Here is a 13791-nt window from a genome sequence, read left to right on the forward strand (position 1 = left end):
GAAGTTCATTTGCCGTTTGTCCAGGTTGAACGCAATTTGTGTTCGCTGATCGACCACTTTGTGCCTCGCACGCATGGCCCGTGTCGTGCTGATGATCGACCATCGACCGCCAACCCTGCCCACCGTACAAGGAATTTACATGCAAAGGCTTACCACCCGTAACGGCCTGGACCTGCCTGCAATCGGCCTCGGCACCTGGCCAATGACCGGCAGCGAGTGCACCGCGGCCGTACACCAGGCCCTGGACGTGGGTTACCGGCACATCGACACCGCCACCGCCTACGACAACGAAGCGGCCGTCGGCCAGGCCCTGCGCGACAGCGATGTGCCGCGCGAACAGATCCACCTGACCACCAAGGTGTGGTGGGATCGCCTGGAGCCCAAGGCCATGCGCCAGTCGCTGGAAGACAGCCTGCGCGCCCTGGGTACCGAGCAGGTCGACCTGTTCCATATCCACTGGCCTGGCCAGGACTGGGACCTGGCCCGCAGCATCGACACCCTGGTGGCCCTGCGTGACGAGGGCAAGGCGCGCCACATCGGCGTGGCCAACTTCCCGCTGGGGCTGCTGCGCCAGGTGGTGGAAACGCTGGGCGCGCCGCTGTCGGCGATCCAGGTGGAATACCACGTACTGCTCAGCCAGCAACCGCTGCTCGACTACGCCCGCAGCCGTGACCTGCTGCTCACCGCCTACACCCCGCTGGCCCGGGGCCAGGCGGCGGCGCAGCCGGTGATCCAGGACATCGCCCGCAAGCACGGCGTACTGCCTAGCCAGGTGGCGCTGAAGTGGCTGCTGGACCAGGACGGTGTGGCAGCGATACCCAAGGCCAGCAGCCGTGAAAACCAGCTGGCCAACTTGGCAGCATTGACCGTGCACCTGGATGACGAAGACCGCGCAGCGATAGCCGCGCTGCCGAAGGACCAACGCGTAGTCAGCCCGGCATTTGCGCCGGACTGGAATAGCTGAGCCTTGCTCAAGCCCTGAAAGCTTGCGCGGCCCATTGCGGGAGCGGGTTCACCCGCAAAGGAGGCCGGTACCCCAATCAAGGCTGCCCAGTCAGTGTGTCAGCGCCTCGCGGAAGCGTCGGGTGCTGGCCATTGCCAGCAGCAATCCGACCACCGCCACGCTACCGCCCACCAGCCCGATATCCGCCACATCCATCTGGCTGCTGACGATACTGCCCAGCAACGCACCACCACCAATGCCAATGTTGTAGATGCCCGAGAACAGCGCCATGGCCACGTCGGTAGCGTCAGACGCCAGTTTCAGCGTCTTGGACTGCAGCGACAGGCTGAAGCTGAGAATCGCCACACCCCAGAACATGCTCAACACCGCGAAGAGGTAGAAGTTGCCCGACAGCGGCAACAGCAGCAGCAGACATGCCGCCAGCACGCCGATCGAGCCCACCAGAAAGCCATGCGGAAAGCGTTCGCTGTAGCGGCTGAACAACAGCGAGCCAAACACCCCGGCGCCGCCGAACAGCAGCAACAACAGCGTGGTGCGCTCGCCGCCGATCTGTGCCACGTGCAGGGCGAACGGCTCGATGTAGCTGTACGCGGTGAACTGCGCCGTGATCACCAGCGTCACCAGCAGGTAGGTAATGACCAACGCCGGGCGCTTGAACAGGATCGGCAAGCTGCGCAGCGAGCCGGAGTTCTGGCTGGGCAGCAGCGGCAGCGATTTCATCAGGCACAGCATGGTGGCCAGCGCCACCCCGGCAATGCTCAGGAAGGTGATGCGCCAGCCCAGCGCCTCGCCCACCACGCGGCCCAATGGGATACCCAGGACCATGGCCAGGGTGGTGCCGGTGGCCAGCAGGCCCAGCGCCTTGGCCTGCTGACCTGGCGGCGCCACGCGCACGGCCAGCGAGGCGGTGATGGCCCAGAACACCGCATGCGCCAGGGCAATGCCGATACGGCTGACCAGCAACATGGCAAAGCTTTGCGACAGCCACGACAACAAGTGGCTGACGATGAACACCAGGAACACGAACAGCAGCAGGCGCCGCCGTTCGATATTGCGGGTCAGCAGCATCATCGGCAACGAGGCCAGCGCCACCACCCAGGCGTAGATGGTCAGCATCAGGCCGACCTGGGCGGTGCTCATGTCGAAGCTGCGGCCAATGTCGCTGAGCAACGCCACCGGAACAAATTCGGTGGTGTTGAAGATGAAGGCCGCCAAGGCCAGGGCAATAACGCTCAGCCAGCTGCCGCCGCCCGTCGTGGGCGGCATGTGGGTGGGAGTGGGTCCGTTCATGGGTGAAAAATGCTTCTCCGCAGACAAGGCAACAGGTCGCACGCCAGCCCCCCCGCTTGCAAGGCTGCCGACGTACGCTTTGTTATGAATAGGAATGCCCGGCATGGTACGCGTCAAGCCGGGGCCTCACAACCGCAAGTCAGGCAGAAGGAGTACCATGCGCGCTTTGTATGAAACGCATGTAACAAGGAGCCCGATCCGCTCATGGACAAGCAGCACCCCCAGCAGCAATGGCAACAGGCGGTTACCGCCTATGCCCAGGCCGTCAACGACTACATCGCGCAAGGCCGTGCGCAAGGCTGGGACAGCCTCGAAGAGCCACCGGTGCCAGCCACCGGGCACCTGCTCGACGCCTGGCTGGCAGCCCTGCAGGTGGCCAACCTCCCAGGTGCCGACGAGCAACAACGCCAGGCCTTCCGCGCCGCCTGGCCCCCTGCGCATCAACCCCTGCTGCCGTTGCTCGATGACCACGGCCAAGGTATCAGCAATGTCTTGCTGCTGGATGACAACAGCCTGCTGGCCCGCATCGGCATGCCCTACGACAAGGGCCAGGTGGTGCGTATCGACCACCATGGGGTGACCCCGGTGATCGGCATCGAGCACTTCGGTCGCTGCCCGGCGCGGCGCTACTTCGCCCTGGCCAATGCCGAAGGTGTGCGCGTGACCGATGGCTGGGGCGGCCCGCAGGTGCAGCGCCTGGCCTGGCCGACCGGGTTGGAGGGGTTGCCAGCGGGTTACCCGTTCGAACCATTCGACCTGCCGCCCACGCCGACCACGCTGACGCCCTTCCCCGATGGCCAGCGCGTGCTGCTGGTAAGTGCCGAAGGCACCTTTGTATTGGCCACCGAGGGCGCGACTCGCCTGCTGCCAAACCAGACGCGAATTTTCGATGAGTTGGCTGAAGGTACCGAGCCGGAAGACATCAACCTTGGGCTGAGCATGGAGCATGGCGCAGTGTCGGCGGATGGCCGCTGGATCGTGGTGGGTGAGCAAGGCAGCCGGCATCGGGTGCTGGACGACCAGCTCAGGCTTGTGGCCGAGATCGGCCCCGGCAGCGAATACCCGCACTTTGCGCTGTTCAACCGGGCCGGCGACCAATTGATCCTGAACGCCTGCCACTTCTACAGCGGTGCCACGCTGGCAGCCCGGGTGGCTGATCTGCCAGGGCTGCAAACCGACTACTACAGCCAGGACCCGCGTACCCCGCTGGTGCAGGACGGCGCGCGGGTGTACGCCGTGGTGGCACGCGCTGGCGAGTACATCGTGGGGGATGCCTATGGCTACCTGCGGGCGTTTGGCGAAGACGGTAGGGAGCATTGGGAGCACTACCTGGGGTCGACCATCAGTGCCATGGATATCAGTGTCGACGGGCGTACGCTAGTGGCGGCGAGCCATGCGGGGATTGTGTCGGTGATTGCCCTGGACAGCGGGCGGCCAGCATGGCAGATCGGGACCGGGGCGCATGGCGAAGTGCGGCGGTGGTTGTTCTGGAAAGGCTGGGACAGGGCGATGGTCTGGTAACCGGTCCAGCATCTTTGTTGCCTGGGCTGGCCTATTCGCGGGTAAACCCGCTCCTACAAGGACTGCACAGATTCTGAACTTTGTTACGTCCCCTGTAGGAGCGGGTTTACCCGCGAAGAGGCCGGCCCTGGCAACCGATCAATCAACCCTGCAAAGTGGCCATATCGATCACAAACCGGTACTTCACATCCCCCGCAATCATGCGCTCATACGCCTGGTTGATGTTGCGAATATCCAGCATCTCGATATCGCAACGGATATCGTGCTCGGCGCAGAAATCCAGCACTTCCTGAGTTTCCGCAATGCCGCCAATCAACGACCCCGCCAGCACCCGGCGCTTGAGTACCAGGTTGGCCGCGTGCACCGCCGGGTCGATCGGCTCGATCAGGCCGACCAGAATGTGCACACCGTCGAACTTCAGGGTTTCCAGGTACGGGTTCAGGTCGTGCTGCACCGGAATGGTGTCGAGCAGGAAATCGAAACGTTCGGCTGCAGCGCGCATCTGCTCGGCATCGGTGGACACGATCACATGGTCGGCCCCCTGGCGCCGGGCTTCCTCGGCTTTGGCCTGGGAGCGGGTGAACAGGGTCACTTCCGCGCCCAAGGCCTTGGCCAGTTTGATGCCCATGTGGCCCAGGCCGCCCATGCCGAGGATGCCGACCTTGTGGCCCGGGCCGACGCCGTGGTGCTTCAGCGGCGAATAGGTGGTGATGCCGGCGCACAGGATGGGCGCGGCGCTGGGCAGGTCCATGCCGGCCGGGATGCGTACCACGAAGTGCTCGCTGACCACGATGCTGCTGGAGTAACCGCCCATGGTGTTGCTGCCGTCGACCCGGTCCGGGGTGGCGTAGGTCATGGTCGGGCCTTCCAGGCAGTATTGCTCCAGGTCCTTGGCGCAGGCCTCGCAGTGACGGCAGGAGTCGACCATGCAGCCAACGCCGACCAGGTCACCGACTTTGTGCGTGGTGACCTGATCGCCCACCGCCGTGACCCGGCCGATGATCTCGTGGCCTGGCATCAGCGGGTACACGGCAATGCCCCATTCATTGCGCGCCTGGTGGATGTCGGAGTGGCACACGCCGCAGTACAGGATCTCGATGGCGACATCGTCCGGCCGCGGGCTACGGCGCTCGAACGTCATGGGGGCCAGTGGGCTGGTGGGGGTTTGGGCGGCGTAACCGATGGCGGTGTACATGCAGGGCCTCGCAAGAAAGTGAAACGATTCAGGCGGCGCATTCTGCGCGCCGTTTGTTGCTTCGCCCACGGCTGATTCTCCGGCATGCATGCCTGATTCTCCGAACATGCCAAGCGCCATCTGGCGCTACGCAGTCAATCTGCGATGATTAGGCTGTCTGATTCTCTGCCCTCTGGTTGACCATGCAACTGACCCGCCACGTCGACGCCAACGCGCCGCTTTGCGCACTGATCCGCTGCCTCGCCGTACGGCCAGGCTTCGTACCCACCCACCTGCCCCAGGTACAGGTACTGAGCTGGGACCACTACGTGGCCAGCAGCCCGCAGATCTACGAACCCAGCCTGATGATCCTGGCCCAGGGCAGCAAGCTGGCGCGTTTGGGGCCGCGCACCCTGGAATACGGTGCCGGGCATTACCTGGTGCAGGCGCTGTCGGTACCGTTCATGTGCGAAACCTTCGCCACCCGCGAAGCGCCCCTGCTGGGCGTGGCGGTGGACATTGACCGTGGCGTGCTGGGTGAGTTGGTGCAGAGCATGGACCTGGCGCCAGACGCTGCGGTGCAGGCGCAAACCCCGCAATCGATGACCTCGGCAGCGCTGGATGCGCCGATGCGCGAAAGCGTGGAGCGGCTGCTGCATTGCCTGCAGGACCCGCTGGATGCCAAAGTACTGGGCCCGGCGCGCGTGCGCGAGGTGTTGTACACCGCCCTGCGCGGCCCGCAGGCTGGCGTGTTGCGGGCGCTGGTGGAACAGCAAGGGCACTTCGCCCGCATTGGCGCAGCCCTCGCCCACTTGCGTGAGCACTACAGCGAGCCATTGAGCGTGGAAGCCCTGGCCGCGCGCGCCAACATGAGCGTTTCGACCTTTCACGAGCACTTCAAGCGCTGCACCGACATGGCGCCGATGCAGTACCTCAAGCGCCTGCGGCTACTCAAGGCGCAGCAGATGCTGATTGGCGAAGGCCTGGGCGTGGCGCAGGCGGCGCACCGGGTGGGCTACCAGAGCACGTCGCAGTTCAGCCGCGAGTACAAGCGCCAGTTCGAGCGCAGCCCGGGGGATGAGCTGCCGTATCAGAGTTTGCCGGTGTAACGAAGCCGATTCCCAAAGCCTATGTGTTCGCCGTGCCTTTGGCATCGCCTATGCGATCGAGCGCCGCCCGCGCGGCGCTTCGCGGCACAAGGCCGCTCCCACATCTGTTTCGGGCCAATCACTCCTGTGGGTTCACCGCTGGCCGCCTTGTTTGTTCCATTCGATACCGGCGGCGCCACTGCTCTTCAGCATTCTGCAGCCATGCACCCAGGGTGCGCGCGCCAAAAGCACAGGAGTAACTGGCCCGAAACAGATGTGGGAGCGGCCTTGCGCCGCGAAGCGCCGCGCGGGCGGCGCTCGATCGCATAGGCACCCAGCATCTCAAGGCAAGCACCTGTCAGCCCTCACTGCTTAACTGACGCCCCATTGCAGGACATCAAACGACCCGGCTACTATTGAGAACGATTTTCACTCACGACGGATGCCAGGCGTTGGACAGCACATCAACCCGAAAACTGGGCTTCTTCTTCAGCGACCATCATCGCTGGTTGCTCCAGCACATCCACAAACGCCTGCGCAACCACGCCGATGCCGAAGACACCGCGGCCGAAACGTTCTGCCAAATGCTCGGCGCACGGGTCGACCCGGACAGCCTCCAGCAGCCGCGCGCCTACCTGACAGTCATCGCCCGCCGGCTGATCTTCGACCGCCATCGCCGCCGCCAACTCGAACAGGCCTACCTGGAACATCTGGCCCGGCTGCCCGAGGCTGTCGCCCCCTCCGCCGAGGAGCAGTTGCTGCTGATCGAGGCCTTGGTAACAATCGACCAAGTGCTGGATGGCTTGCCAACGGTGGTTAAAGCCACTTTCCTGTACAGCCAGCTGGACGGTATGACTTACGCCGACATCGCCGTAAGACTGCAGATCAGCGAGCGCTCCGTCAGCCGCTACATGAAGCAGGCGTTGCGCCAATGCTACCTGTGCGAGCTTGAGGTATGAGCAGGCCTGACCTGGACCGCGTCAGCGAGCAGGCCATCGACTGGATGGTCGCGCTGCGCGCCGCCACACCTGACCAGGCATTGCTGCAACGTCTGGAAATGTGGCTGCAGCAACACCCTGCCCACCAGCAAGCCTGGCAGCGCCTGGAGCAACGCCTCGGCTATTCGTTCGCCACCTTGCACCGCCTGGAGCAACGCGCCCCTGGCCAAGCCGCAGAAGCACGCCGCTTGCTGCTGCAACCGACCCGCTCACGCCGTGAAATGCTGGGCGCCATGGCCAGCCTCGGCCTGTTCGGCTCGGCCCTGTGGGGCGGATGGCGCAGCGACACGGCCCAAGGCTGGCTGGCCGACCTGCACACCGGCCGCGGCGAGCGGCGCAGCTTTACACTGGCCGACGGCAGCCGCCTGAGCCTGAACAGCGCCAGCGCCGTGGATGTGCAGTTCGATGGCGGACAACGGCTGTTGCTGCTGCGCCACGGTGAGTTGTTGATCCAGGTGGCGCGCGACCCACAGCGGCCACTGCGGGTGCGCACGGCACAGGGGTACGTGCAGGCGCTGGGTACGCGTTTTCTGGTCAGCCAGGAAGCCAATGCCACCCGCGTGGTGGTGCTGCAACACAGTGTCCGCGTCAGCCTGGTCGATGGCCAGTGGGCAGAGCTGCAACAAAGTCAGGCAGCCTTGCTGCACAACCACGGCATCGAGCGCCTGAGCGGCGAGCAACTGCAACGGGCCGCTTGGCTGGACGGCCGCCTGGAGGTGCTCGACCAGCCACTGCGTGCCGTGGTCGAAGCACTGCGCCCCTATCAGCGTGGCTACATCCGGCTTGCCCCCGCCGCACGTGACCTGCGTGTGCAAGGTGTGTTCCCGCTGGACCAACCGCAACAGGCCCTCTCGGCATTGGCTGAAGCGTTGCCGATCACCGTAGAACGCTACGGCCCCTGGCTGACCTTGATTGATCGAAAAACCAACCAATGAAAATATTTCTGAAAATCATTCGCAAAGCTGGCAAGTTTTCGGTGCTCGTCCCACATACCTCCTGAAAGCCACTTCATTCGGGAGTAATCCGTGTACAACCCCTGGCCCCGCGCCCTGCCTCTTGTCGCCGCCTTTGCCAGCTTCAATGTGCTAGCCCAGGCGCAAACCCTGGCATTCGACCTGCCGCCCGCCAGCCTTGCCCATACGCTCAACCGTATCGCCAGCCAGAGCGGGCACATCATCGCCCTGGAACCTGGGCTGGTGCACGACAAGCAGGCGCCTGCCGTGGTTGGCCAGATGAGCGCCGAACAGGCGATGCAGGCCGCGCTGGCCGGCAGTGGCCTGCAGTTGCGAGTGTCCGCCGAGGGCCACTTCAGCGTGGCCCCTGCCAGCCTGGGGGATGACGTAATGGAGCTGGGCACCACCAGCATCAACGACAACTACCTGGGCGCCACCAGCGAAGGCAGCGGCTCGTATGCCGCGCGTGCGGTGACCGTGGGCAAAGGCAGCCACACGCTCAAGGAAATCCCCCAGTCAGTCACCGTCATCACCCGCAAGCAACTGGATGACCAAGCCATCACTGACTTGCAGGACGCACTCAACCACACCACTGGCATTGTCGGCGCACAGGGCATTGGCCCAGGCGTGGTGGTGACTTCGCGCGGCTTTCAGATCGACGACTGGCAGTACGACGGCGTGCCGATCCCGCGCAACAACTACTCGCTGGGCAACTGGGCGACCCAGGACCTGGTGTTCTTCGACCGCGTCGAAGTGCTGCGCGGGGCTTCGGGCCTGCTGCAAGGCACCGGCAGCCCAGGTGGCGCGATCAACCTGGTGCGCAAGCGCGGCCAGGCAGCACCGACCGTCACCCTCACCGGCAAGGCCGGTTCCTGGGACCATTACGGCCTGCAACTGGATGCCGGCGGCCCGCTGACCAGCGACGGCCGAGTGCGCGGGCGGTTTGTCGCCGACGAAGACCAGAGCGACAGCTTCATCGATTATGTGTGGACCAAGAACCACTCGCTGTACGGTGCGCTGGACATTGACCTCAGCGATGCAACCACCGTAGGCGGCGGTATCAGCTACAGCCGACAGCAGTCCAGGCCGATGCTGCGTGGCCTGCCGCGTTACGCCACCGGCCAGGCCATCGACTTGCCGCGCTCCACCTACACCGGCGCGCGCTGGAGCCGCGCAGAGAACGACGTCACCACCTACTACCTGGACCTGGAACACCGCTTCAACGATGACTGGGCGTTCAAGGCCGCGGCCGTGCGTATGGACGAAGTGAACACGTCCACTCACCAGCGCGTGCAGAGCACCGGCGTAGGCGTTGAACCCGACGGTAGCGGCATCACTTACGCCGACTGGCTCACTGATTTTCACTCGACCAAACTCGGCCTGGACATGAACGTGGTCGGCCACTTCGACACTGGCCCCTTGGCCCACGAAATCACCTTGGGCGGCAACTACTCCAAGCTGACCTCGGACGACGCCTACTGGCGCAACTTTGATGCGGGCGGCAACATCTTCACCATCGACCATGATCGCCCGGAGCCCAGCCGTGACAGCGTCTTCGACGGCGACCTGGCACGCTCCAACCGGGCCAGCTACGACATCCGCCAGAAGGGCCTGTATGGTGCCTGGCGCGTCAAACCGACCCAGGACCTTACGCTGATTCTCGGCTCGCGTGTCAGCTGGTTCGACTACAGCTGGGACTCGATCGACTTCAATAACCTGACCGACCCGGGTACCCGCTACCCGACCAGCCGCATGACCGAATCGGGGCAAGTCACCCCCTATGCCGGCTTCATCTACGACCTGACCCGCGAATGGGCCTGGTACGCCAGCTACACCGATGTGTTTGTCCCGCAAACCGAACGCGCGGTGGGCAATACGCCACTCAAACCGATCATCGGCAGCAACTACGAAACGGGCCTGAAGGGTGAGCTGCTCGACGGCCGGGTCAACGCCTCGCTTGCCCTGTTCCGCTATGACCAGGAAAACCGCGCAGTCACCGATGTGGCCTCGGGCTTCGCCTGCGACGACTGGTACTGCTCTACCGCTGCCGGCAAGGTGCGCAGCCAGGGTGTTGAGGCAGAGATCAGCGGCGAAGTGCTGAGCGGCCTGCAACTGTTTGCCGGCTACACCTACAACACCACCAAGTTCCTGGACGACCCAGACGAAAAAGGCCGCACCTTCAGCCAGTGGACCCCAAAGCACATGCTGCGTGCATGGGCCGACTACACCTTGCCGCTGGACAGCCAACGCTGGAGCACCGGCCTGGGTTTCACCACCCAGAGCCACACCTTGGGCTACGAGCGTACCTACACCGTGCCCGGCTACACGGTGTGGAGTGCACGCCTGGCCTACCAGCTGACGCCTGAAGTGAACGTTGCCGTCAACGCCAACAACCTGTTCGACAAGAAGTACTGGGTCGCAGGCTTCAACCAGCTCAATGGCAGCAACAACTACGGCGAGCCGCGCAACTTCCTGTTGACGGTCAAATACACCCCCGAGTTGTAAGCCACGGTCATTGCGCCAGCGGCCACTGAGCCAAGGGCCAGTAGGCGCCTTTGCGTGACTCGTACAGGCCGAAGTGACGGGCGCCGAGGAAAAATTCCGGCGCACTGGCAGCCTCTGGCGGCTGGCCGCGGTAATCCCTGGACAGGGTCAGGTGCGGGCGATAATCGCGGCTGGCCGCTTCCACCCCCAACGGCAGCAGCGCCTGCTGCAGGCCGTACACCAGTTGCAGCAGTGCCGGCGGTACCTGCTGCGCCTCCAGCACCAGGGCGCCGACCCGCGGCCACACCTGCAGGCGGTCGAGCAGCAAGCGTGGCGCCGAGCCTGGTAGCGTCAACTGGTCGACCGCCGCACAGATTGCAGGCACCTGAGCGGCATCCACGTCACCCAGGAACAGCAACGTCACATGGAAGTTGGCAGCCGGCACCGGCTTGCCACTGCGCAGGTTCAGGTTGCGCCGCCACTGGGCCAACGCCCGGCGCTGGGCATCGCTGACCGGCAAGGCGAAGAACAGCCGCTTGAACGGGCTGCCACTGGGGCGTAGATCCTGAACCATACGAACTCCTGAACCTGAAACGTTTGCGCAAGACTGTAGGGTATTACACCAATGTCGCCCTGCAGTTTCGCAACAATAAGTGCAAATAACCCTCATGATTGTTTATGCTGGCGGGCTAATGCCATCAAGCATGGCCATTTTTCGACAAGTAAACGTCCATGAAAATTGCACTCGTACTTATCTTCGTCCTCTCGATCGCCTATGTTCACCTGCGCGGTCGGGTGCGCCACAAGCTGACCCGTCAGCTGGGCGACCACTCCAGTTTCCTGGCCCCGGTCAACAGCTTCCTGTACCTGTTTTCCAAGCATCCGGCCAAGCCCTATCTGCCGGTCGAGGCATTCCCCGAGTTGAAACCGTTGCAGGACCACTGGCAGGAAATCCGCGAGGAGGGCCGCCAGTTGCTGCAAGTGGGCGAAATCAAGAAGTCCGAGAATTACGATGACGTCGGTTTCAATTCATTCTTCAAGACCGGCTGGAAGCGTTTTTACCTGAAGTGGTACGGCGAGAGCCACCCATCGGCGATGGCCCTGTGTCCCCGTACCACCGAGCTGCTGCAAGGCATTGGTACGGTCAAGGCGGCCATGTTCGCCACCCTGCCACCGGGCGCCAAGCTGGTGCGTCACCGTGACCCGTATGCCGGTTCGTACCGCTACCACCTGGGCCTGGACACGCCGAACGATGACGGTTGCTACATCGACGTAGACGGTGAAAAGTATTCGTGGCGCGATGGCGAGGGGGTGGTCTTCGACGAAACCTTCATCCACTACGCGGCCAACAACACCGAACACAACCGCATCATCCTTTTCTGCGATGTCGAGCGCCCGCTCAAGTACCGCTGGGCAACCGCGTTCAACCGCTGGTTCAGCCGCAACGTCATGGCCGCTGCCGCCGCGCCGAACACTGCCGGCGACAAGACCGGCGGCATCAACCGCCTGTTCACCCGCATCTACAAGATCCGTGAGCGCGGCAAGGCGCTGAAGAAGCGTAATCGCATGCGCTACTACCTGGAGAAGTGGGCCGTGGTTGCGGCATTGGTGCTGGTGTTTATCTACATCTGAGTGAAGTGAGAGCGTTCACCGCGCCTTTTGCATCGCCTGTGTGATCGAGCGCCGCCCGCGCGGCGCTTCGCGGCACAAGGCCGCTCCCACATCTGTTTCGGGCCAGTCAATCCTGTGAGATCACCTCTGCCCGCCTTGTTTGTTCCATTCGATGTCGGCTGCGCCCCTGCTCTTCATCAATTTCCAGCCATGCACCCACGGTACGCACGCCAACGACACAGGCATGATTGGCCCGAAACAGATGTGGGCGGCCTTGTGCCGCGAAGCGCCGCGCGGGCGGCGCTCGATCTCACTGGCACCCAACACCTCAAGGCAAGCACCTGTCAGCCGCTACTGTTTAACTGACTGACATCAGAGCAATCCCACTCCCATAGTGCGCAGCCTAACGGCTCATTTCGCTTGCACCAAAGTACAAGCCTCACACCTGCCACGCTTCGGCTAGCCTGAAAGCTCCACTCGCAACCACCCCAAGGTGACGACGATGAGCATGATGGACTGGGACGCCTACCGTAAGCAGTTGATGGCCGGCATCGGCGATCTCAAGCAACTGTCCCCCGACACCGTGGCCGGCTACATGACCGCCAGCGGTGCCGGGGCCAAGACCAACCACCTGGACGCCAAGACCCGCGAGCTGATCTCGTTGGCCGTGGCCGTGACCACCCGCTGCGACGGCTGCATCGCCGTGCACTCGCAGCAGGCGGTCAAGCATGGCGCCAGCCGCGAGGAAATTGCCGAGGCACTCGGCGTGGCCGTGGCAATGAACGCCGGTGCCGCGCTGGTCTACTCGGCGCGGGCCATGGATGCCGTGGGCAAGGCCAGCAGCTGAGCCCGAACGGCGCCGTCGCCCTTGCACGACGGCGCCGAGCCCTCCAGACTGGGCCCCTTAGCCCGCGCAGGAACCCGCATGATCCACATCCGCCCCATGATGGCCGAAGACTTCGAGCGCTTCTGGCCCACCTTTCAGGCCGTTGTCCAGGCCCGTGAAACCTACGCTTTCGACCCCGCCCTGAACGTCGAACAGGCCCGCCAACTGTGGCTGGAGCTGCCCTTGCACACGCTGCTGGCCGAAGAGGACGGCGCACTGCTCGGCTCGTACTACCTCAAGGCCAATGCGGCCGGGCCTGGCGCGCATGTGGGCAATTGCGGCTACATGGTCTGCGAACAGGCACGGGGGCGCGGCGTGGCCCGGTTGCTGTGCGAGCACTCGCAGAAGCTGGCCCGCCAGGAAGGTTTTCTGGCCCTGCAGTTCAACTCGGTGGTCGCCAGCAATGAAGTGGCCGTGGCGCTGTGGCACAAGCTGGGCTTCGAGACCGTTGGCCGCTTGCCCAAGGCCTATCGCCATGCCCGCCTGGGGCTGGTGGACTGCCTGGTGATGTACAAGTGGCTGGCCGATGAGCCAGTGGTGGAGAAGCCGCCGCTGCTGATCGGGCGCAAGAATATCGAGGCGCGGGTGTCGCGGCGACGCGGGCGCTGATCTTCACTCGCAGGTTCGGCCTCTTCGCGGGCTTGCCCGCTCTCATAGAACAAACTCTAACTTATTGATTTAACGAAACTTGTGGGAGCGGGCTTGTCCCGCGAACACCGGCAAAGCCGGTGCCAGACACCGGGTTGCCTTCTTCGCGGGACAAGCCCGCTCCCACAAAGGCCAATGTTCTCTGCGAGACAGCGCAGCCCGGAAGGGCTGGGT

12 protein-coding genes are annotated in these 13791 nt (G+C 63.9%); 9 read left to right on the forward strand and 3 right to left on the reverse strand.

What is annotated here, in order from left to right; genetic code table 11:
- Positions 1–139 precede the first annotated feature (139 nt).
- Complete coding sequence (locus tag ACI2KG_RS20305; RefSeq protein ID WP_404663041.1) at positions 140–964, forward strand: aldo/keto reductase; 825 nt, start codon at positions 140–142, stop codon at positions 962–964.
- A gap of 90 nt (positions 965–1054) precedes the next feature.
- On the opposite strand, the gene ACI2KG_RS20310 is transcribed toward ACI2KG_RS20305, so the two are convergent.
- The gene (locus ACI2KG_RS20310) at positions 1055–2254 is read right to left on the reverse strand and encodes a sugar transporter (protein ID WP_404663042.1); all 1200 of its coding nucleotides are present in this window, start codon (positions 2252–2254) and stop codon (positions 1055–1057) included.
- 204 nt (positions 2255–2458) lie between these two features.
- Between ACI2KG_RS20310 and ACI2KG_RS20315 the strand changes: the two genes are divergently transcribed.
- Complete coding sequence (locus ACI2KG_RS20315; RefSeq protein ID WP_404663043.1) at positions 2459–3775, forward strand: hypothetical protein; 1317 nt, start codon at positions 2459–2461, stop codon at positions 3773–3775.
- 142 nt (positions 3776–3917) lie between these two features.
- Here the strand turns inward: ACI2KG_RS20315 and calA are convergent, their stop codons facing one another.
- Positions 3918–4970 (reverse strand): vanillin reductase, encoded by a 1053-nt coding sequence (calA, locus tag ACI2KG_RS20320; RefSeq protein ID WP_404663044.1) that lies wholly within the window; start codon positions 4968–4970, stop codon positions 3918–3920.
- 182 nt (positions 4971–5152) lie between these two features.
- On the opposite strand from calA, the gene ACI2KG_RS20325 reads away from it, so the two are divergent.
- The 4 genes from ACI2KG_RS20325 (at position 5153) to ACI2KG_RS20340 (ending at position 10493) form a co-directional block, all read left to right on the forward strand.
- Entirely contained in the window at positions 5153–6058 is a 906-nt protein-coding gene (locus tag ACI2KG_RS20325) for an AraC family transcriptional regulator N-terminal domain-containing protein (RefSeq protein WP_400621396.1), read from the forward strand.
- Between the two features lie 431 nt (positions 6059–6489).
- Positions 6490–6996, forward strand: a complete 507-nt coding sequence (locus tag ACI2KG_RS20330) for a sigma-70 family RNA polymerase sigma factor (RefSeq protein WP_404663045.1) — start codon at positions 6490–6492, stop codon at positions 6994–6996.
- The gene (locus tag ACI2KG_RS20335) at positions 6993–7970 is read left to right on the forward strand and encodes a FecR domain-containing protein (protein ID WP_404663046.1); all 978 of its coding nucleotides are present in this window, start codon (positions 6993–6995) and stop codon (positions 7968–7970) included. Before ACI2KG_RS20330 ends, ACI2KG_RS20335 begins: the two co-directional genes overlap by 4 nt.
- Positions 7971–8060: 90 nt before the next feature.
- Positions 8061–10493 carry a TonB-dependent siderophore receptor gene (locus tag ACI2KG_RS20340; protein ID WP_404663047.1) on the forward strand — a complete coding sequence of 811 codons (2433 nt, stop codon included), beginning with the start codon at positions 8061–8063 and terminating at the stop codon, positions 10491–10493.
- Positions 10494–10500: 7 nt separating this feature from the next.
- Here the strand turns inward: ACI2KG_RS20340 and thpR are convergent, their stop codons facing one another.
- Entirely contained in the window at positions 10501–11046 is a 546-nt protein-coding gene (gene thpR, locus ACI2KG_RS20345; RefSeq protein ID WP_400621408.1) for an RNA 2',3'-cyclic phosphodiesterase, read from the reverse strand.
- Between the two features lie 158 nt (positions 11047–11204).
- Here thpR and lpxO point away from each other — a divergent pair, with 158 nt between their 5' ends.
- From lpxO to ACI2KG_RS20360, 3 genes are all read left to right on the forward strand, one after another.
- Entirely contained in the window at positions 11205–12104 is a 900-nt protein-coding gene (gene lpxO, locus ACI2KG_RS20350) for a lipid A hydroxylase LpxO (protein ID WP_404663048.1), read from the forward strand.
- 481 nt (positions 12105–12585) lie between these two features.
- Positions 12586–12930, forward strand: coding sequence for a carboxymuconolactone decarboxylase family protein (locus tag ACI2KG_RS20355; protein WP_404663049.1), 345 nt, complete (start codon positions 12586–12588; stop codon positions 12928–12930).
- A gap of 78 nt (positions 12931–13008) precedes the next feature.
- Positions 13009–13578: a GNAT family N-acetyltransferase gene (locus ACI2KG_RS20360; protein ID WP_404663050.1), complete on the forward strand. Its 570-nt coding sequence runs from the start codon at positions 13009–13011 to the stop codon at positions 13576–13578.
- Positions 13579–13791: the final 213 nt, after the last annotated feature.

Source organism: Pseudomonas sp. NPDC089407 (assembly GCF_044900445.1).
GTDB lineage: Bacteria > Pseudomonadota > Gammaproteobacteria > Pseudomonadales > Pseudomonadaceae > Aquipseudomonas.